The sequence below is a fragment of the Candidatus Thermoplasmatota archaeon genome (assembly GCA_018814355.1).
GTDB lineage: Archaea > Thermoplasmatota > Thermoplasmata > UBA10834 > UBA10834 > COMBO-56-21.
Genome location: JAHIZT010000105.1, coordinates 1 through 19,340, shown reverse-complemented (window position 1 = coordinate 19,340; position 19,340 = coordinate 1). Strand labels below are relative to the sequence as shown.

General features: G+C 56.6%; 26 protein-coding genes. 24 read left to right on the top strand and 2 right to left on the bottom strand.

Going from position 1 to position 19,340, the window contains the following annotated elements; genetic code table 11:
- Positions 1-12: 12 nt before the first annotated feature.
- From KJ653_07620 to KJ653_07530, 19 genes are read left to right on the top strand one after another with little or no spacing between them, the layout of a single operon-like run.
- Positions 13-276 carry a ribonuclease P protein subunit gene (locus KJ653_07620; protein MBU0685695.1) on the top strand — a complete coding sequence of 88 codons (264 nt, stop codon included), beginning with the start codon at positions 13-15 and terminating at the stop codon, positions 274-276.
- A gap of 11 nt (positions 277-287) precedes the next feature.
- Positions 288-641: a 30S ribosomal protein S17 gene (locus tag KJ653_07615; protein ID MBU0685694.1), complete on the top strand. Its 354-nt coding sequence runs from the start codon at positions 288-290 to the stop codon at positions 639-641.
- 9 nt (positions 642-650) lie between these two features.
- The gene (locus KJ653_07610) at positions 651-1,049 is read left to right on the top strand and encodes a 50S ribosomal protein L14 (protein MBU0685693.1); all 399 of its coding nucleotides are present in this window, start codon (positions 651-653) and stop codon (positions 1,047-1,049) included.
- Between the two features lie 13 nt (positions 1,050-1,062).
- On the top strand, positions 1,063-1,443 hold the full coding sequence (gene rplX / locus KJ653_07605) for a 50S ribosomal protein L24 (GenBank protein ID MBU0685692.1): 381 nt from the start codon (positions 1,063-1,065) through the stop codon (positions 1,441-1,443).
- A 1-nt stretch (position 1,444) separates the two neighbouring features.
- The gene (locus KJ653_07600; GenBank protein MBU0685691.1) at positions 1,445-2,155 is read left to right on the top strand and encodes a 30S ribosomal protein S4e; all 711 of its coding nucleotides are present in this window, start codon (positions 1,445-1,447) and stop codon (positions 2,153-2,155) included.
- A gap of 14 nt (positions 2,156-2,169) precedes the next feature.
- Positions 2,170-2,670, top strand: coding sequence for a 50S ribosomal protein L5 (locus KJ653_07595; protein ID MBU0685690.1), 501 nt, complete (start codon positions 2,170-2,172; stop codon positions 2,668-2,670).
- Positions 2,667-2,813: a 30S ribosomal protein S14 gene (locus KJ653_07590; GenBank protein MBU0685689.1), complete on the top strand. Its 147-nt coding sequence runs from the start codon at positions 2,667-2,669 to the stop codon at positions 2,811-2,813. The genes KJ653_07595 and KJ653_07590 overlap by 4 nt, the downstream gene beginning before the upstream one ends.
- Positions 2,814-2,824: 11 nt before the next feature.
- A complete protein-coding gene (locus KJ653_07585; protein MBU0685688.1) occupies positions 2,825-3,214 on the top strand; it encodes a 30S ribosomal protein S8 in 390 nt (129 codons plus the stop codon).
- Positions 3,215-3,224: 10 nt separating this feature from the next.
- A complete protein-coding gene (locus KJ653_07580) occupies positions 3,225-3,764 on the top strand; it encodes a 50S ribosomal protein L6 (protein ID MBU0685687.1) in 540 nt (179 codons plus the stop codon).
- Positions 3,765-3,817: 53 nt separating this feature from the next.
- On the top strand, positions 3,818-4,585 hold the full coding sequence (locus tag KJ653_07575) for a 50S ribosomal protein L32e (protein ID MBU0685686.1): 768 nt from the start codon (positions 3,818-3,820) through the stop codon (positions 4,583-4,585).
- Between the two features lie 3 nt (positions 4,586-4,588).
- Positions 4,589-5,038, top strand: coding sequence for a 50S ribosomal protein L19e (locus tag KJ653_07570; protein ID MBU0685685.1), 450 nt, complete (start codon positions 4,589-4,591; stop codon positions 5,036-5,038).
- A gap of 5 nt (positions 5,039-5,043) precedes the next feature.
- Complete coding sequence (locus KJ653_07565; GenBank protein MBU0685684.1) at positions 5,044-5,553, top strand: 50S ribosomal protein L18; 510 nt, start codon at positions 5,044-5,046, stop codon at positions 5,551-5,553.
- The gene (locus KJ653_07560) at positions 5,546-6,265 is read left to right on the top strand and encodes a 30S ribosomal protein S5 (protein MBU0685683.1); all 720 of its coding nucleotides are present in this window, start codon (positions 5,546-5,548) and stop codon (positions 6,263-6,265) included. Before KJ653_07565 ends, KJ653_07560 begins: the two co-directional genes overlap by 8 nt.
- Before the next feature lies 1 nt (position 6,266).
- Positions 6,267-6,755: a 50S ribosomal protein L30 gene (locus KJ653_07555; protein ID MBU0685682.1), complete on the top strand. Its 489-nt coding sequence runs from the start codon at positions 6,267-6,269 to the stop codon at positions 6,753-6,755.
- Positions 6,756-7,181, top strand: coding sequence for a 50S ribosomal protein L15 (locus KJ653_07550; protein ID MBU0685681.1), 426 nt, complete (start codon positions 6,756-6,758; stop codon positions 7,179-7,181).
- Positions 7,182-7,231: 50 nt separating this feature from the next.
- Positions 7,232-8,809 carry a preprotein translocase subunit SecY gene (gene secY / locus KJ653_07545; GenBank protein MBU0685680.1) on the top strand — a complete coding sequence of 526 codons (1,578 nt, stop codon included), beginning with the start codon at positions 7,232-7,234 and terminating at the stop codon, positions 8,807-8,809.
- A 4-nt stretch (positions 8,810-8,813) separates the two neighbouring features.
- Positions 8,814-9,521 (top strand): DUF106 domain-containing protein, encoded by a 708-nt coding sequence (locus KJ653_07540; protein ID MBU0685679.1) that lies wholly within the window; start codon positions 8,814-8,816, stop codon positions 9,519-9,521.
- Positions 9,521-10,087 (top strand): AAA family ATPase, encoded by a 567-nt coding sequence (locus KJ653_07535; protein ID MBU0685678.1) that lies wholly within the window; start codon positions 9,521-9,523, stop codon positions 10,085-10,087. Before KJ653_07540 ends, KJ653_07535 begins: the two co-directional genes overlap by 1 nt.
- Positions 10,059-11,033 carry an RNA-guided pseudouridylation complex pseudouridine synthase subunit Cbf5 gene (locus tag KJ653_07530; GenBank protein MBU0685677.1) on the top strand — a complete coding sequence of 325 codons (975 nt, stop codon included), beginning with the start codon at positions 10,059-10,061 and terminating at the stop codon, positions 11,031-11,033. The genes KJ653_07535 and KJ653_07530 overlap by 29 nt, the downstream gene beginning before the upstream one ends.
- Here the strand turns inward: KJ653_07530 and KJ653_07525 are convergent.
- Positions 11,021-11,983 (bottom strand): hypothetical protein, encoded by a 963-nt coding sequence (locus tag KJ653_07525; GenBank protein MBU0685676.1) that lies wholly within the window; start codon positions 11,981-11,983, stop codon positions 11,021-11,023. The genes KJ653_07530 and KJ653_07525 overlap by 13 nt on opposite strands.
- A gap of 61 nt (positions 11,984-12,044) precedes the next feature.
- Complete coding sequence (locus tag KJ653_07520) at positions 12,045-14,810, bottom strand: hypothetical protein (protein MBU0685675.1); 2,766 nt, start codon at positions 14,808-14,810, stop codon at positions 12,045-12,047.
- Positions 14,811-15,188: 378 nt separating this feature from the next.
- On the opposite strand from KJ653_07520, the gene KJ653_07515 reads away from it, so the two are divergent.
- From KJ653_07515 to KJ653_07495, 5 genes are all read left to right on the top strand, one after another.
- The gene (locus tag KJ653_07515) at positions 15,189-16,469 is read left to right on the top strand and encodes a methyltransferase domain-containing protein (protein ID MBU0685674.1); all 1,281 of its coding nucleotides are present in this window, start codon (positions 15,189-15,191) and stop codon (positions 16,467-16,469) included.
- Positions 16,470-16,505: 36 nt separating this feature from the next.
- Positions 16,506-16,880, top strand: coding sequence for a hypothetical protein (locus KJ653_07510; protein MBU0685673.1), 375 nt, complete (start codon positions 16,506-16,508; stop codon positions 16,878-16,880).
- 526 nt (positions 16,881-17,406) lie between these two features.
- Entirely contained in the window at positions 17,407-17,766 is a 360-nt protein-coding gene (locus KJ653_07505; GenBank protein MBU0685672.1) for a hypothetical protein, read from the top strand.
- 25 nt (positions 17,767-17,791) lie between these two features.
- On the top strand, positions 17,792-18,796 hold the full coding sequence (locus tag KJ653_07500) for a radical SAM protein (protein MBU0685671.1): 1,005 nt from the start codon (positions 17,792-17,794) through the stop codon (positions 18,794-18,796).
- 153 nt (positions 18,797-18,949) lie between these two features.
- A partial coding sequence (locus KJ653_07495) for a hypothetical protein (protein MBU0685670.1) occupies positions 18,950-19,340 on the top strand: 391 nt, incomplete at its 3' end.

The following is a 19,340-nucleotide window of genomic DNA, read 5'->3' as shown; positions in this document are numbered from 1 at the left end:
AGGAAACCGAGCATGAGTGTAGGAGATTTCCGGAGACGGGAGTTCATCGGACTTGGAGTAGAGGTCCTGGAATCGACCTGCGCCGAGTATGTCGGCGTCAAGGGAAAGGTCGTGGACGAGACCAGGAACACATTCACGATAGAGCAGGACGGGGCTGAGAAGATGGTGCCCAAGGACTGCTGCAGGTTCAAGTTCGTTGAAGGCCAGGAAACCCACATTGTCTCCGGCAAGGAAATCAAGTTCAGACCTGAGGACAGGATCAAGAAAGTGCGGTAGGGTGAGATGCGATGGCAGAGAAGGTCAAGAGGGCGGCCAAACCCGGCGTGAAGGATATAGGACTCGATGTCGAGCCACCGAAGGGGACGTGCAAGGACAGCCACTGCCCGTTCCACGGACAGATGTCGGTCAGAGGCACGGTGCTCAACGGCACCGCTGTCTCCACGAAGATGCAGAGCACGGTTGTCATCGAGAGGGAGTACATGAGGTACGTACCGAAGTACGAGAGGTACGAGAAGCGCACGAGCAGGTACCTCGCGCACTCTCCCCCATGCTTTCAGGTCAAGCTCGGAGACGAGGTCAGCATCATGGAGTGCCGGCCACTGAGCAAGAGAGTGTCATACGTAGTCATCGAGAAGAAGTAGGTGAGCGCGATGAAAGGCATCCCAGGAAGACAGACGAGGGGCATACCGACCGGGGCGAGGTTGGACTGCATAGACAACAGCGGCGCCAAGATCGTCCAGGTCGTCGCCGTGCCGAAATACCACGGAACCAAGAGAAGGTACCCGAACGCTGCCCTCGGAGAGGTGTGCGTCGTCACAGTCAAGAAGGGCTCGCCCGAGACGAGGAAACAGCTGTTCAGGGCGGTCATCGTCCGCCAGAAACGGGCGTTCAGGAGGCCCGAGGGCACGATGGTCCAGTTCGAGGACAACGCTGTGGTGCTCGTCACCGAGACGGGCGAGACAAAAGGAACGGACATCAAGGGACCGGTTGCGAGGGAGGCCGCTGAGAGGTGGCCGAGGATCGCAGCGACGGCCTCGATGATAGTGTAGGGATGTGAGTGCCATGGTTACCACGAGCACTAAGGCGAGAAAGCAGAGGAAGTGGAGGGCGAACGCGCCCCTGCACAAGAAGAAGAGGATGGTCTCAGCGCACCTGAACTCCGCGTTGATGACAGAGTACAACGTTCGCTCGCTCCCAGTTAGGAAGGGCGACACAGTCAAGATCCTCAGAGGGAACAAGGACTTCAGGGCATCGGAGGCGAAGGTGGCGTCCGTGGACCTGAAGAGCTGCAAGATAGTTGTTGAGAACGTCACGATCCCGAAGGCGGACGGCACGCAGAAGCAGAAGCCGGTCGACCCATCGGACGTGGTGCTGACAAAGCTGGACCTGTCGGATCCTTGGAGAAAGGAGAAGCTGGACAGCCTGAAAGGAGGCGTGAGCTGAGATGAAGAAGCACATCAAGAGAATGGCGGCACCGAACAGCTGGGCGATCCCGAGGAAGACCAGCCACTGGGTGACGAAGCCGGCTCCAGGACCCCACGGGACAAGGGAGTCGATGCCTCTGCTCGCAGTCGTGCGCGACATGCTGAAGCTGTGCGACAACGCCAGAGAGGCAAGGTTCATCATCGGGAGCCGAGGCGTCTCGGTCGATGGCAAGGTCGTTACGAACTACAAGTACCCAGTCGGATTGATGGACGTCGTCACGATCCTCAAGACGAAGCAGAGCTACAGGATGCTCGTCGACTACAAGTCGCAGCTGAAGCTTGTTGCGATCGACGATTCCGAGAAGGGTTGGAAGCTCGCGCGCATCGACGGAAAGAAGGTCATCAAGAAGGGCAAGGTGCAGCTGAACCTGCACGATGGAAGGTGCATGATCCTGGCAAAGGACCAGTACAAGACCGGCGATGTGCTCAAGATCGATGTGCCTTCGCAGAAGCTGGTCAAGGACTTCAAGCTCGAGAAGGGCAGCATGGCTCTACTCATCGGTGGTTCGCACCCTGGTAGCTTACAGACAGTCGAGAACTACCAGATAAGGAGAGGGTCGGCGCCAAACCTCGTCACATTCAAGGAGGGGTTCAGCACGATCAAGGAGAATGTCTTCGTGGTCGGCGACAAGGCCCCGGAGATCAAGCTGGTGGAGGCGAAGGCCGCATGACCGAAGCCAACAAGATGAGGGACATCCGCCTGGAGAAGACCGTCGTCAACATCGGCGTAGGTGACGCTGGCGAGAGACTCTTGAAGGCGGAGAAGGTCCTGAAGATGATCACCGGCAAGAAGCCTGTGAGGACCGTCGCAAAGGTCACCAATAGAGACCTGGGCCTAAGGGAGGGCATGCAGATAGGATGCAAGGTCACGCTAAGGGGCAAGGAGGCTGAGGAGTTCGTCAAGAAGGCCTTCTGGATCAAGGAGAACAGGCTCGCTACCTACTCTTTCGACCCCGCGGGGAACTTCTCGTTCGGAATTCAGGACTACACGGACTTCCCGGGAATGAAGTACGACCCCGAGATCGGCATATTCGGCCTGGACGTCTGCTCGTCCATAGGCAGGGCAGGCAAGAGGGTCCAGAAGAGGAAGATCCTGCGGGGCAGAATCTCGAAGCACCACAGGGTCGCTCGGAAGGAGGGCGTCGAGTTCGTCAAGTCGAAGTTCGGTGTGGAGGTGGTCGATTGAAGCCCAAGAAGAAGTTTGGAAGGACTGTCGGATGCACCAGATGCGGAAGGAAGAGGGGCATCATCCGAAGATACGGGATGCACCTGTGCAGGCAGTGCTTCAGGGAGATCGCTCCCAACATCGGATTCAGGAAGTACTCATGAGGTGAGATGACATGCAACACGACACGCTCAACGACGCGATGGCGGTCATCAAGAACGCCGAGAAGGTAGGCAAGGGCGAGTGCATCGTCCGACCCTCCTCGATGCTAATCGGTCGCGTTCTCAAGGTCATGCAGGAGAGCGGCTACATCAGGCAGTTCGAGCTCGTGGAGGATGGCCGAAGCAGGATGTTCAAGGTCGCCCTATCGGGTCAGATAAACGACTGCGGAGTCATCAGGCCGAGGTACTCGGTCAAGGTAGCAGACCTGGAGAAGTACGAATCGAGGTACCTGCCCGCGCAGGACTTCGGGGTGCTCATACTCACGACCACCAAGGGCGTCGTGACTCACATGGATGCCAGGAATGGAGGCGTCGGCGGCAAGCTGCTGGCGTTCGTATACTGAGGTGGCCACGATGCGCGAAGGATTCTTGAAGGACGACATCGAGGTGCCGGAGAAGGTCCAGGTCAAAATAGAGGACGGCATCGTCAAGGTCAAGGGACCTCAGGGAGAGGTGCAGAAGAAGCTCGTGCACCCGCGGGTGAAGATAGAGGTCAAGGGAAAGCACGTGGTGGTCTCGAGCGAGATGCCGAGGAAGCGGGAGAAGGCGCTCGTGGGGACCTATGGAGCGCACATACGGAACATGCTCATCGGCGCAACGGCGGGCCACGAGTACAAGATGAAGATCGTCTACGCACACTTCCCCATCAAGACATCGATCAAGGGAGATACGTTCCTGATCGAGAACTTCCTTGGTGAGAAGTACCCGAGGAAGGCCAGCATCCTCGGGGCGACAAAGGTGCAGATCAAGGGAGACCAGGTCGTGCTCAATGGGCCGAATCTGGAGGATGCCGGGCAGACCGCGGCCAACATAGAAAGGGCCACGAAGATCAAAGGGTTCGACCCCAGGGTCTTCCAGGACGGCATCTACATTATCGAGAAGCCCGGGAGGTGAATGGTTTGGCAGAGAAGAAGTCCACCCATCATGACGAGTTCATGGAACTCCATATGTTCAAGGAGGAGTACATCGCGAAGCTCGAGGCGATAGGGATCGGGTCGCCGAAAGAGCTCGCAGCTGCGCTCGAGGACGTGGAGAAGACAAAGGAGATACGCGAGAACCTCAAGGGCGCTGGCCCGAAGACCATCGAGCACTGGAAGGAGGACCTGAAGGTGCGCGTCGAGCCGAAGGCCGAGAAGAAGGAGGAGGAGAAGCCGGCTCCCAAGACCAGGAAGGTCAAGACCGCCCCGAAGAAAGCCTCTGAGGAGAAGGAAACGAAGAAGGAGGAGAAGGAGCCCGAGGAGCCCGTGAAGAAGATGGGCAAGGGCGAGAAGGAAGAGGAGGAGGTCGAGATCGAGGAGGAGGGCTACCAGGTCAAGCTGAAGCCGAAGCTCTCGAAGGAGACCATCGACGCCCTGAGGAAGCGGGCCGAAGTGGCTGCCCGCAGGCCTGAGTTCCTCAGGCAGGAGTGGCACAGGAGGAAGAGGCTCCAGACCGCGAAATGGCGCAGGCCCAGGGGTGGCCATTCCAAGATGAGACAGCATTACGGTTACAGACCACCCGTAGTCTCGATCGGGTACGGCTCGCCGAGGGAGGCGAGGTTCCTGCACCCATCGGGATTCAGAGAGGTAATGGTCTACAACGTGAAGGACCTCGCGAAGATAAGGCCCGAGCAGGAGGCTGCAAGGGTCGCGCACTCGGTCGGCATGAAGAAGAGGCTCGAGATCGAGAAGAAGGCGGACGAGCTCAATATCAGAGTACTCAACAGGAGCGGATGATCCATGGACCTGAAGAACCAAAGAAGGATGGCATCCCAGTTGCTGAAATGTGGTGAGAACAGGGTCTGGATGGACCCGAACCGCGCTGAGGACGTGTCGGACGCGATCACGCGCGCCGACGTTCGCACGCTTATCGCATCGGGCGCGGTATCATCCAGACAGAAGAAGGGCGTCTCCAGAGGCAGAGCGGAGTTCCAGCTGGCCCAGAGGCGCAAGGGCAGACAGCGCGGTCACGGATCAAGGCGCGGCAGGAAGGGCGCTAGGAAGCCCTCCAAGGAGCGCTGGATGCAGACCATCAGGCCCATAAGGCGGAAGTTGAAGGAGCTCAGGGATAGCGGGAAGATCGACACCGCGACCTACCGCAAGTACTATCTCAAGGCCAAGGGAGGCGTCTTCAAGAGCAGACCGCATCTGGAGTCGCACCTGAAGGCCGAGGGCATCCTGAAGGAGTGATGAAGATGGCTACAGGACCTAGATACAAAGTCCCGTTCAGGAGAAGGCGAGAAGGTCGAACGGACTACAGGCACAGGGCAGCGCTCATCAAGGGCGGCCGCCCAAGGGCCGTCGTCAGGAAGTCGAACAAGAACATGCGAATCCAGTTCATCGATTACTTGGAGAAGGGAGATGTCGTCCTAGCGGCTGCGGTCTCCACGGAGTTGTCGGAGTTCGGGTGGACCGCCTCGGGGAAGAGCACACCAGGGGCTTATCTTACAGGACTCCTTGCCGGGAAGAGGGCCAAGGAGAAGGGTGTCGAGAGGTCTGTCCTTGACATTGGGCTCAGAAAGCCCACAAAGGGCGCGGCGATCTTCGCCGCCCTGAAGGGCATGCTCGACGCCGGCATAGAGATCCCGCACAGCGACGAGATGCTCCCTAACGATGACAGGATAAGCGGCAAGCACATGCACGAGGGCACGGCTGCCATGTTCGAAAGTGCGAAGAGCAAGATCGGAGGTGCGACTGATGAGTGATTGGGCTCCCAAGACGAGGCTGGGAAGGCTCGTCGCCGAGGGCAAGATAACCACGATGAGCGAGGCGCTCAGGAGCAGGCTGCCGCTGAGGGAGCCTGAGATAGTGGACATACTCCTGCCTGAACTCGCAGACGAGGTCCTGGATGTCAACATGGTCCAGCGGATGACGGACTCGGGCCGCAGAGTGAGGTTCGCGATCACTGTCGTCGTAGGCAACTTCGATGGATACGTCGGTCTAGGCAGGCTGAAAGGGAAAGAGGTCGGGCCGGCCATCAGGGCGGCAATCGACGTCGCCAAGCTGAATATGATCGAAGTAAAAAGAGGGTGCGGTTCTTGGCAGTGCGGATGCCTCACTCCCCACTCGCTGCCCTTCGAGGTCTCAGGGCATTCAGGTTCGGTGGTTGTCAACCTCAAGCCGGCTCCGAGAGGCACAGGCCTCGCAGTCGGTGACGTCGCGAAGAGCGTGATCAAGATGACCGGCATAAAGGACGCCTGGGGATTCACGGATGGGCACACGAAGACGACGATCAACTATTCGATCGCCGCGTTCGAGGCGCTCAGGAAGACCTCGCAGCTGAGAGTCACCGATGAGCAGAAGAGCAGGCTCCAGATCATGTCAGGGCCAGTCCAGATACATGTCGCAGGCGTTCCTCCGGAGCCCGAGGAGCAGCCAGAAATGGAAGGAAGCGAACCGCCAAAGGGGGCACAGTGAGATGGCTGCCATAGCCATAGTCCGGATCCGAGGCCATGCGAAGATACAGCACCGGGCCGTGAAGACCATGGACATGATGAAGCTCACAAGACCCAACCACTGCGTGCTGCTTCCGGAGAACTCCACGACGAAGGGGATGCTCCAGGTGGTCAAGGACTTCGTCACATGGGGAGAGGTCGGCCACGAGACGATCGCCCGGATGCTCTTCCAGAGGGGAGAGGTCATCGGAGGCGGGAAGCTCACGGACGCCTATGTGAAGGAGAACTCGAAGTACCCGTCCATACTGTCGCTTGCAAAGGCCATGGAGAAAGGCGAGGCGAAGGTCTCCGATGTGAAGGGGCTGAAGCCCGTCATCAGGCTCCCACCGCCGAGGAAGGGGTACAGGAGCACGAGGAGAAGCTACTCCGACGGCGGTTCCTTGGGCTACAGAGGGGCCGACATCGAGAAGCTCGTGGACCGTATGCTCGCAAAGCCGATGGAGGATAAGTAGATGGTCAGCAAGACGAGCAAGTTCAGAGGCAGCAGGACCCACGGCCGGGGAAAGAAGGCCGGCAGAGGAGCTGGCCTGAGAGGCGGCCGAGGGAATGCGGGTCTCCACAAGCACAAGTGGATAAGTGTCGTTAAATATTGTCCGGATTATTTCGGCCACCACGGGTTCAAGAGGCCACAATCCGTCGTATACAGCAAGGTGACCATGAACCTCTCGGACATCGAGCAGTCACTCCCGTCGCTGTCGAAAGATGGGTTCGCAGTCCACAAGGATGGAAAGTGGAGCGTCGACCTGACCAAGATGGGCATCGACAAGCTCCTGGGGTCAGGGAGGATCTCGACACCGATAGCCGTGAAAGTGGCAGAGGCTTCCGCCTCAGCAGAGGAGAAGCTGAAGAAGGCCGGCGGGAAGATACTCAAGGAATAGGTCAGAGCTAGCATACGATCAAAGATTCGCCTGGTAAAGGAAGGGTGCAGATGGCCGAGGGGGACGAAGAGAAGAGCCTGCTCTACAAGCTCAAGCCAATCACGGACAGGCTGCCGGCAGTGACGAGGCCTGAGGGGCACGTTCACTTCAGGACGAAGATGACCTGGGTCATCCTCATACTCGTGATCTACTTCGTCATGACCAACATCATGATCTATGGGCTGGACACGAGTTCTGGGATCGACCTATTCGCCCAGTACAGGGCGATATTGGCGGGTGCGCAGTTCTCGCTCATGCACCTGGGCATCGGTCCGATCGTCACCGGCTCCATCATCATGCAGCTGTTCACAGGTGCGAAGATCATCAAGCTCAACCTGAAGGACGAGGAGGACAAGGCCGTCTATCAGGGCACGCAGAAGCTCATGGTCATCATCATGATCGTCGTGGAGTCCGCTCCCCAGGTATACGGTTTCATGGAGCCGTCGCAGAAGTTCATCACCGGCATGGAACACTTCTCGACGGACAACGGCGTATCCATTGCGAGAACGCTCATAGTGGTCCAGCTCATCGCCGGTTCATACCTAGTGTTCCTCATGGACGAGGTGGTCTCGAAGTGGGGCATAGGCAGCGGAATATCGCTCTTCATCGCCGCGGGAGTGGCGCAGGCGATATTCACAGGCTCGCTCAACTGGCACCCGGTGGATACGAGCATGCCTCTCGACGTAACTCAGAATCCGCCTGCGGGCACCATACCGAAGACGATCTACATGTTCCACCATATGTCGGGACCACAGCTGTCCAGCGGAGGCTATGAACGTATATTCCTAGCGCAGCCCAACCCGATGGTCGCGCTCATAGGCACCATAGTCATCTTCCTGTTCGTCGCATATACGGAATCGAGCAGGATCGAACTCCCGCTCGCGCACGGCGGAGCGAGGGGCGCGAGGGGCAGGTACCCGATCAAGCTCATCTACGCATCCAACATACCAGTCATCCTGATGGCGGCATTGCTCGCGAACGTGAGCATGTTCTCGATGCTGTTCTGGTCACACCCGTCGTTCCAGAATGTGCCCATCCTGGGACATAACTGGATGCTGGGTTACTACCTGCCGGACGACACACGTCCTGCCGGAGGGCTCGCATACTATCTGTCAACGGTCAGCGGAGTCAGCGATTGGCTGCTGCCGCTCCTGAGCGGAGACTACCTGAATGCCACGGGGCTCGACAAAAGCCGCTTGCAGATCGGCATTCACGTGATCGTCTACGTTGGTGTCATGGTCACCGGCTCCATACTGTTCGCCAAGTTCTGGATAGAGACCACTAACATGGGGGCGGAGGCCGTCGCGAAGCAGATCGAATCGAGCGGCATGCAGATTCCCGGCTTCAGAAGGGATCCGAGGGTCCTCAAGAGGGTGCTCGAGAGGTATATCCCTGTCGTCACTGTGATATCAGGTGCGACAGTCGGAGGACTCGCGGCCGGGGCTGACCTGATAGGGACCGTGGGCAACGCGTCCGGGACGGGTGTGCTGCTGGCAGTGGGAATCATGATCCAATTGTACGACGCTATAGGCAGAGAACAGATGATGGAAATGCACCCAGTGCTGAGGGGCTTCTTCGGAGGCGAGTAGTCGAATGGCTAGCAAGTCCGGTCCAGGGGCAGGGAGACCGCCCAAGCCCGACATAGGGAACCAGATGGTGGTGATGCTCGCATTCATCACCGCGATGTTCGTGATGTTCGACAACAACCTGAGGCAAGGACTCGGCAGACTCGTCGGCATCCCTCTGGCGCCGCTGGTGGGCTTCGGCGGGAACCAGCCCATACTGACGCTCTTGTTCACCGGCCTGTTGATGAGCTTCTTCAGCATAAGCGTGAGGCACTTCTTCGTCAACTGGGTAGACCAGGCGAGGACCCAGAGGATCACATCGGCGTTCCAAAAGGAGCTCAGAGGGGCGAGGACGAGCAACAACACATACAAGCTGAAGAAGCTCACAGAACTCCAGCCGCAGATAATGGCGCAATCCATGAAGGCATCACAGACTCAGCTGAAGCTCATGCCGGTGACGATGCTCGTGATCATACCCATCTTCGCATGGCTCGCCAACTTCATCTACCTCGACCTGTCATCCACCACGTTCTCGGTCCCGTGGGCGTTCAGCGCGGACATGAAGCATTCGAGCATACTGCCCAACTGGATTCTGCTGTATTCCCTGCTCACGCTTCCCTTCGGCCAGATCTTGACCCGCGTGCTGAAGTACTTCAGCTTCAGCAGAAGGTTGAGAGAGCTGGAAAGAGGTGGGCTGGACATGGCCGAGGCCGTCGGCGGAGAGGGAGCGGCCTGATGAGAATAGCGATCTCAGGACCACCAGGGAGCGGCAAGACGACTATCTGCATGCTCGTCGCGAACAGGCTCGATTACGATTTCATTCTAGTAGGACAGATATTCAGGCAGATGGCTATGGAGAGAAAGCTCGACCTGGAAACCCTCGGAAGACTGGCAGAGGAGGACGAGACGATAGACAAGGAGCTGGACGAACGGATGCTCGCGCTGGCGAAAGCGAACGAGAACATCGTCCTCGACGGCAGGCTGTCGGGACCGATCCTGAAGGGTAGGAAGGTCTCGGTCTTCGCAGCGTACATAGACGCGACCGAGCAAGTAAGAGCCGACAGGATAGCCCGGAGAGAAGGTAAGGACGTCCAACTCGTCCTGAGGGAGATGCGGCTCAGAGAGAGGTCGGAGAGGAAGAGGTACATGGCGTACTATGGCATCGACCCATCAGACAGGTCGATATACGATCTCTGGTTGGATTCCTCCAACATGCCTGCGGAAAAGATAGCAGACACGGTCATTGAGAGAGCGAAGAAGGCAGAGGCAGAGAATGCTCGTCAAATCGAAGAGATCGACTAGCCAGGGAAAGGGCGCGAGACCCCAGGACAGGACTGTCGACGAGCTACTAGCGAACGGCGTTGTTGTCATAGACAAGCCCGCAGGACCTACATCACACCAGATCACCAGCTGGGTCGGGGACATGATAGGAGCCAAGAAGTCCGCTCACGGTGGAACCTTGGACCCGAGGGTCACGGGCGTCTTGCCCGTCGGTCTTGGGAACGCTGTCCGTGCCATGGATGCGCTGCACTACGGCACGAAGGCGTATGTCGGCGTCATGAGGATGCACGGGAACGTCGACCAGAGACGTCTCCAGGAAGTATTCAAGGAGTTCACAGACGAGATCTATCAGACGCCCCCGATGCGCTCTGCGGTCAAGCGAGAGCTGAGGTCTCGGAGCCTCGAGTCGCTCAGCCTGATGGAGATTTCTGGCAGGGATGTGTTGTTCAAAGTCGAATGCGATGCTGGTACGTACATTAGGAGCCTGTGCGTGGACATCGGGGACGCCGTTGCCGTTGGCGCTCATCTCCAGGACCTGAGAAGGACCAGAGCCGGCGCTCTCACGGAAGATGCTGCGGTGTCGTTGCACGACCTTAAGGATGCGCTCGAGGAGCACAGAGCCGGGGACTCACGCCTCCTGAGGAAGATGCTCCACCCGATGGAAGTCCTTATGGCCCAGATGCCGAAGATAGAGATCAAGGATTCCGCGGTTGATGCCATATGCCACGGAGCGAGCCTCGCAGTGCCGGGAGTCGTGACGCTGGACGAACATATCAGAAGAGGCGGCGCCGTGGCCATCATGACTCAGAGCGGGGAGAGTGTTGGACTGGGCTCTGCTCTCATGGACTCGGAAGAGATCATGAAGCGCTCTGAAGGGGTCGCTGTCAGAGTCTCGCGCGTTTTCATGCCCGCAGGAACATATGCCCGCGTCTGGGGCAGCTCTGCGAAGGACGGTCAGCAGAAGTGATCCAGGGTACGCTGCCTGGATATGAGCGGCTGAGCTTGGATCCCCAGACTTCTTCGAAGGTGCATGGCATACTCCTTCACGAAGCCGTGTGTCGTGAACACCTGCTTCGGGCCGCACTTCCTCACGAACTCCACAAGCTCATCGAATCCACAGTGGTCCGATACAGGAAATGCCTCGTCGACACCTGATTGATATGTGAAACCCTTGTCCAGAGCCCAGCCCGAGAATGCCGCGGTCTTGGCCCCATGCCTGACGAGCGACTCGACCCGCTCCGCGTCCTTCCCCAATCCAGAAGTGATGTACACGAAGGGCCGTTTCGTGTGATGCCCGTCGAACTCCTTCTCGACAAGATCGTATCCGTGCTTCCTGAGCAGACGGTTGTTGTCGGCGATTGTTGGGTGGAGAACCAATGGAAGGTCCTTCAGTGAGACTGTGAGTTCCTGAGACTTCCCAAGGGGGTATGCGAAGAGCACCGCACTGCCATCACGCTTCACTATGTCATCCAGCCAATCCCTGACGACGGACATCATCTCGGCATGGTCCGGGAAGACGTATCGAGGCTTTCCATAGGTGGCCTCCGTGATCAGTATATCGCATTTGTGGGGCTTCGCCGCCTTCGTGCTCTTCTTTTCCCGGGTGCAGAAATCCCCTGTATACAGGACTTTGGATTCTCCCTGGACAAGGAACATTCTCGACCCAGCGATGTGCCCGGCCTCGAGCACCTTCACCCTGTCGTCCGAGCATATCTCTATCTCTCTCTTCCTCCGGACCTTCACGAAATCTCTCGTAACGGGCGAACATATCGCAAGAGGCCTCTCAAATGAGGTGGGAAGGTGATCCGTGTGCGCATGGGATATCATGGACACCTCGTCATTGAGGACGCGTTTCGGGTCGAACCTGAACGAGCATCCATCCATCTTGACCAGGATGCCATTGCCTTGCTGAATCATCTGACCTGGACCCTCGCTACCAAGACCTGCTCAATTCCCCACAAGGCACGGAGGGTATAAGCTACCTTATCCTCTCAAGTGAAAATGCTCCGATCATCAGCGCCTTGCTACTGTGTCTGTACTCTATCCAGTCCCGGGTCTGGGCATCGCCGACGCCCTGGACACTCAGCAAGGTCTTCTGTTTGTCTGTCTTGAACTGAACGGCTCCCGTCATGTGATGCTGGATCGACTCGAGCTGCTGCTCCGTATGCATCCCGCGCTCAACCGCAAACACCGAGACCGCACCACCCTGTTTCAGTCTCCCGGCCAGGCTCTGGATGAACTGGAAGGAGCTCTTCTCGTCCGACTGCGTGATGCTCATCGAGAGGGACATGTAGGCGACCCTGAAATACGGCTGCTTCTGCCTCGCAATGGACTTGATGCACGCGTCTACCGCATCGGTTATGGCTTTGAAGTTCCCAGGGCCCGAAACCCTCGTCACTTTTGTCTCGGTCACAGATTCGTCCCTAACGCCAGTCTGCATGCCGGACGCATCTATCCAGTACACCAATCCCACCTGCTCGAACTCCATGAAGGCGGGAAGTATCGGCGCCATCTCCTTGGATATCTCAGAGGGCGGACGAGAGGTCGTGACGATCACAGCCGGAACCCCCTTTCTGAGTCCTTCGGCGATGAACATTAGCATGGCCACTTCCTTGCCAATGAACGGCGGACCCACAAAGAGCACATTTGACCCGAACGGCATTCCGCCCATCAGAAGGTCGTCCAGGCGTTCCATGCCTGTCTTGACCTTTTGCTCGGAGTACTCCTCCTCGACGGCCTCCTCCATCCCCTCGACGTCCTTCTGGAGATGCATTCTGAGGGAATCCTCGCGCTTCTCGAGCTCCTTCTCCCGCTGATAGAGCCGCGACTTAGCCTCCCTCTCTTTCTCCACCAGGCGCTTCTCGCGGTAATCAAGCGTTTTCTCCTGCCCCTCATCCTCCTCAGGAACCTCCGCCCGGACCTCCTCGACATCCTCAACGCTCTCGAGAATCTCTCGCTCCATGGCTCTGAGCTCCGCATGCCGCAGACCAACTTCCGCCTCCTCTGCCTTGAGGTCCTTCTCCTTCGCCAGGAGCCCTCTGAGCTTGGAGTTCATGGAATCATGCTCGGTCTTGAGCCGCAACTCCAGTTCCTTGATCTTCTCCTCGCGCTTCTCCAGGGCGGCCATCTTCCTGGCCATCTCCTCTTCCCTGACGGAGACGGCTGTGAGCTTCGATCTCGTCGTCTCAGTCAGATCGAAATACTGTTTTTCATGATTGGTTATCGTGGCCTTTGCGCTCTGCATCTCTTCAAGGCCTGAGTTCAGCTTCTCTATCTCCGCCCTCAGTTCGGCTTCCTTCTCCGCAATAGTCTGTTCGCGCTTCAGAAGCGAACTCTCCTTCTCGACAAGCTCGTTCATCTGTTTGTCCGCGCGTCCCGTGAGCCGCTCCGCGCGCTCTGCTTTCTTTCTTAGATCGTCCTCCATCGCCCTGAGGTTGATCTCCTTCTCCGAGAGCGACTCCTGTCTCATCAGCAGCTGCTGCTCTACGCTCTTGATGTTTGTCTTCTCGGCGGCGACGGTGCCCAGCTGCTCTCTGGCTGCGACTATCTCGAGGCTCTTCATGTCCAGAGCGCTCTCCCTGATGCCTATCTGCTTCTCCCGCTCCGCGAGGGCATCCTGGAGCGACTCCAGCTCCTTCCTCATCGTTTCCTGGGTGGACTCCTCCGCCTCGATTTCGGAGAGCCTGTTCTTCATCTCCCGGTCTTTGGACTGTGCCTCGAGGAGGAGGTTGTTAGCCTCCCTCTCCTTGGACAAGAGTGATTCTTCTTTCGCAACGATGCTCTTCGATCTCTTCTCGAGTTCCTTCCTCTGAGAATCTACGTCTGCGAGCTTGATTCGGAGGGTTTCGCGCTCGCTCTCGAAAGCCGCCTCCTGTTTAGAGAGCCGTTCCCTGTCTGCACGCAACTGCTGTAGCCTTTGCTCGATTTCGTTCTCGCTGGCCACGACCTGGGTCTTGTGTTCCTCGACAGACGCCATCTCGTCCGTGATCCTCTTCTCGTACGTCTCGAGGTCGGATTCCCTGGACCTTAGAGCATCTGCGCGGTAGGCAAGCGCCTTTCTCTTGTTGTCGATGTCCTTGAGCTGCTCCTTCAGTTTGCTGTCGCTCGCCTTCAGGACCTCGCGTTGCTGGACCGAGGTCGAACTGGCGATAATGTGCAACATCGAGCCGCTGAGTTGAATGGCGGCCGCGCTGCCGAGGTAGGCCATGGGCAGTATGCTCGCCAATTCCTGCGGTGTGAAATGAAAGACCATCGGGAAGACTAGAAGCGCGATGGGGAATATCGCTGAGACGAAGCTGATCGTCCTGCGAGTGCTCGAGCCCTCCCACGTCATCGCGAGGGATATCTCCGTGAGACAGATGCCGAGCAACGAGGCTGGATACAGCCAGTCAGGCCTACCAAGCTGGACGTAGTTGTATTCGTCTAGGACTATTAGCGCAATTATGAATGCTGGGGCGATCATCGCGACTATGCTCATTACGAAGTGAGTCTCTTCCCTGTCCGTGTAGTAGGGCTCCCACTTCATCGCGAGCGCGACTGCCGATACAGCAACTCCGGCAGTGAGCGGGATTATCCATTTGAGAGTGACCCAGAACTCGGAGGCATTCCTGAGGAAATCCCAATTGATCAGGCCGTAAGCGATCACCGCTGTCAATGCTAGTGCGAGCCCAGAAGCTATCCCTATGGTGTGGGCTAGCCTACCCATCCTGAGCTGCAATAAGGCCGCCTTGCGTGAGCGCTTCACCTCCGCCTATTCCATCTGCGCGCCATAACTCCTGTGCACAGGCGGCTTGGACGGCGGCATAGGCTGTCTTCTGGAGGATGATCTTGGGGCCATTTTCCTCAAGTCCCTTATCTACAACGCTCAACGATTACCTAGAACCGTTAAGCGAAAAGGGCCCTTAGCGTACTTAAACATAGTTGTGGCGATTATCAAGATAACTAAGATGAGCATAGAAAGCGCGTTGACAATCAACCTCAGAGATCCTTGCGAACAATGCTCTCACCAATTGTGATCGCCAGAGACATGGTCGGCGAGAGTCAAGCCGAGTTCGATTCGAACTCCACTGAAGCGAAAGGCATCCTCCATTAGATATAAGTCAAGAGGCGATTCCCAATTGAAATGGCAGAAGCGCTCAGAATCAATCTTGGATGTGGATCCACCTACAAGCCTGGATACATCAACATCGACAGGTTCGACGGGTCCGTTGCGGACATGCTCGCTGACGTCTCCTCCCTACCCTATGAATCTAACAGCATTGATGTGATTGAGGCAGCACAGCTGATTGAGCATTTCGACCTAGCTCGTCTTAGGTATGTGCTCGCCGAGTGGTTCAGGGTCCTGAAACCGGGGGCAGAGCTGGTGCTCGAAACTCCAGATCTTTCACGCTCCTTCAAGAAACTGCTCCGGTCGAAGAATGAGCAAAGAAAGACCACGCTTCAATGGATCTTCGGGATAGATAGCCCGGGACTTCAGCACAAATCTGGTTTTACCTTCGCGCATCTCAAACAAGAGCTTGAGCTGACCGGCTTCTGCGAGGCTGTCAGAGAAAAGGAGAAGACGCACACCTACGAGCCTGGGATGAGGGTCAAGTGCAGGAAGCAGTTCAACCCAGAGGAGAAAATGTTCTTCGCATGCTTTCGAAAGCGGCTAAGGAACATTCGAGGCATGCAAGACTCGTTCATCCTGATACCTCTGGAGAATTGGATCGAAAAGGCGCGTTCGGCTCCTAGTGCGATTGCGAGCAAAAACCGTTTACACGAACTGATCTCGAGCCTTGCCCCCTGTAATCCCATTGTCCCGCTTGCGCTCCTTGATGAGGCGGTTGCATCAAACATGCTGAGCGAACCAGAGGTCTTGGAAGAACGAGCATTCCTCAGAGAGCTTGTCGATATGAGGTTTCACGAAAGGGCATTTGAGCTTTGGACACGAAGCAAGAAGGGACTGGAGGTGGAAAGAGAGTTCGCATCGTTCATCTCAAGAGTCGAATCACTTGTCCGCGATTCTCTGAAGAACCCTGGATTGCGCAAGGAGCGGCTCGCATACATACAAAACCTGGATCCCAGACCTATAGCTCTGTTTGACTTGAGTATCGTTCTCCAGGAAGCACAGAAATCCTTCAGCGCTGGTGTGAAGGCTTTCTCCATGAAGGATCTAGCCGAGGCTGAGAAAAGATTGACCGAATCTCTCAGCATCAACCCGCGCAACCCTCTCGCATACTGGAACCTGGCGAGAGTATCCGTCATATCCGGAAGAAGCCCCGAAATGGTCAGCAGACACTACTGCAAGACTGTCGATCTGATGCTAGACGTTGGCTTGAGAAAGAAGGTGAAGTCTGAGCTGCACCGCTTCTCAGAAGGAAACGCAGACATTGGCAAGATGACGCCGATATCTGAACTATGACAAAGCACTAATGAATTCGAATCTGATTCACGATTGATGATTAACCCGAAAAGGGCCTCGGAGATCGGAGGACCCGTCGGCATACAAGAGTCCGACATCTCCGAGATTGGAAAGGCCGCCGTAGTTGCCCGGATCATCAGGATAGCACAGCTGGCGCTTCCGGTGCTCACTACAATCATGGGCATTCTGACCGGGAGGTACGCATTCCCGCCTCCTCAAACGTATGGCGGCTATCCCCTCGCGATGGCTAGCATGGCAATCCCTTCGATGGTGATTGCTAGGAGAAGCTCCTGGAAGGGCACGTCAATACTAGCGGTCATCGGGTTCATCCTCGGGTTTGCTGGGTGGACAATCTACTCTATCACTCGTCCTGATCCGCCGGTGCTTATGTACGGAGCCTACTCAAGATAGGCCGCCATGACTTCTCGGTCAACAGGACCGAAGAATTGTAATAGCCGCGGAAAGCTCATATGCTCTGATGGGTTCGAGACCATTGGAGATCGCTCGGAACTTGGGCGTCACCCCTGAGGATGCCCAGACTATCAAGGCCTCTAGGCGAAAGGCCGTGTTGTCACGAATCGCTCAAGTCGGAGTGACAATCCTCGCAGCCCTCGCAGGATTCGCAGCTGGGAAAGCGACCAGTCCACATGCAGCAACTCAATCCAACGAAGGCTATCCATATGCTTCTTTGCTGTTTACCCCTGTTCTTCTGGTCGGAACATCGCGTAAGTCCTGGATTGCAGCGGTATTCGTGGCCGTAGTCGCATTCATGACATTTTTCGTTATTACGTGGGTCACTTCTTCCGGGACGTTTGGCGTGAGCCCTAAGTACGGCGTGCATCACCGAAAATGACACTCTGGCCGTTTCAATCTCGATGACATCTATGTCAACGCCAGACCAGCTCTTTTATAGCAGTTTGAAGCTCTCATGTGTTGGATGAATTCGAAGCTGATTGATATCGGTCGGGATCTTCAATTGACGGAGAACGACATGCGCGAAATCCGCAAAGCGGAAGAGCGATCTCGTTTTTGGACAATCATTGCTGGAGCCGTCGTTATTGTGGGTTCGTTCGTCGCAGGATACCTCATAGGTGGCAGCACATCATCAGGGAGCTATCCGTACTCCGCATCCACAACAGGCGCCTTGATGGCTGCAAGAAGCGGTAAGCGGAGGTGGCTACTCGGGGTAGTGCTTGCCATTCTGGCGTTTTTCTCGTTCTCCATTGGCGCGGCTCTCAGCAGTCCATCCTCCTTTGGCGTAGTGACTTACTATGGGGCTTTCTCAAAGAAGATCTAGACAGAGACCTCTGAGAGAGCGAAAGTTGTCGTGCGCCGTGTGGGAATTCACTCTCGCGTGCAACCTTCGTTGCACTCACTGCGGATCCTCTGCTGGAGTCCCAAGAAAGAACGAATTGACAACCAAAGAGTCCTTCGACCTATGTGAGCAACTCGCAGATCTGGGATGCGCTGACGTATCCTTGATGGGCGGAGAATCGTTCCTCAGGTCTGACTGCTTCACGGTTGCAAGGAGCGCCAAGGACCTCGGCATGAACGTCTGCTTCGTGTCCAATGGAACTATGATGGACCGATACATCGACAAGGTCAGGAGAATCGAACCCAAGGTCGTCGGAATCAGCCTGGATGGCGTGAAGGAGAACCACGAACAAATCCGGGGGAAGGGCGCTTGGGATAAGACCGTGTCCGCGATCGAGCTCCTTCGCGAAAACAATATCCAGACAACTGTGATCACGACTGTGAGCAAGATCAACTTCAAGGACCTTCCCAAGCTCAAGGAGATCATCTTTGGAAAGGGCGTGAATTGGCAGATTCAGATTGCCATGCCTTTCGGGAATTTCCAACGCGAGCTAACGCTCTCCCGAGAGGAGTTCTATGCGACCGCGTTGTTCATAGCCAAGGAGCGTATCAATAACAAATTCGAAGACCTACCTGTCGTTGGCGCCCACTGCTACGGATACTACTCAAAGCTTCTTCCAGGCTGCAGTTGGAATGGGTGCACCGCGGGCATTTCATCGATCGGGATTACGAGTGATGGAGACATAGTGGGTTGTCTGTCGATGGGGAACGACAGGTTCCTGGAGGGGAATCTCAGGCAGAGGCGGCTCAGGGATATCTGGGAGAGTCAGGACAGCTTCCCGTACAACCGGAAGCCTGGTAAGATGATTCCTGGACCTAACTGCGCTGGGTGCAAGAACGAATTCAAGTGCGGCGGTGGCTGCAGCTCGGTGTCCTACTCGACCACCGGCATGTTCCACAACGATCCCTATTGTTTCTATGCGATAGAGAGAGAAATGCTCGATGTCCGATGAAGGCGATCATGTAAGAGGCATGAGACTCTCATTTCCAAAGGTTCGTCTCGAAGTTGACATGCTGGATTATATTCGGCGCACTAGTTTCACTATGCTCCCCCCAACATCGGTTTAACTCCAGAAGGGGAGATAACGCGGTGCCGGTGAGATTGCTTGAACTTCCAAAAGGCGGCCGCGCTCGAAGAGCCGCTCGTGCACATCATTGATGAGGAACCACTTCTGCACGATAGAACTCTCAACACCTCCATCTTGCAACTGGACGAACTCACAGGAGGCTTCAAATCGGCCCAGGTGACGCTGTTTGACAGCGACAACAACTATGCGACAAGCCTGCTACACCTCCTCTGCATAAAAGCAATCTCTCAGTTCGATGAGGAGGTCGTGTGGATCGACGGGGGCAACACGATCGACCCGTACGCCATCAGCTCACTGTGCAAGCGCTTGAGGCTGGACAAGCGCGACATACTGTCCCGCATCAACATATCACGTGCATTTACAGCATACCAACTTGTAACGCTAATAGACGACAAGCTCGAGGAGCAAG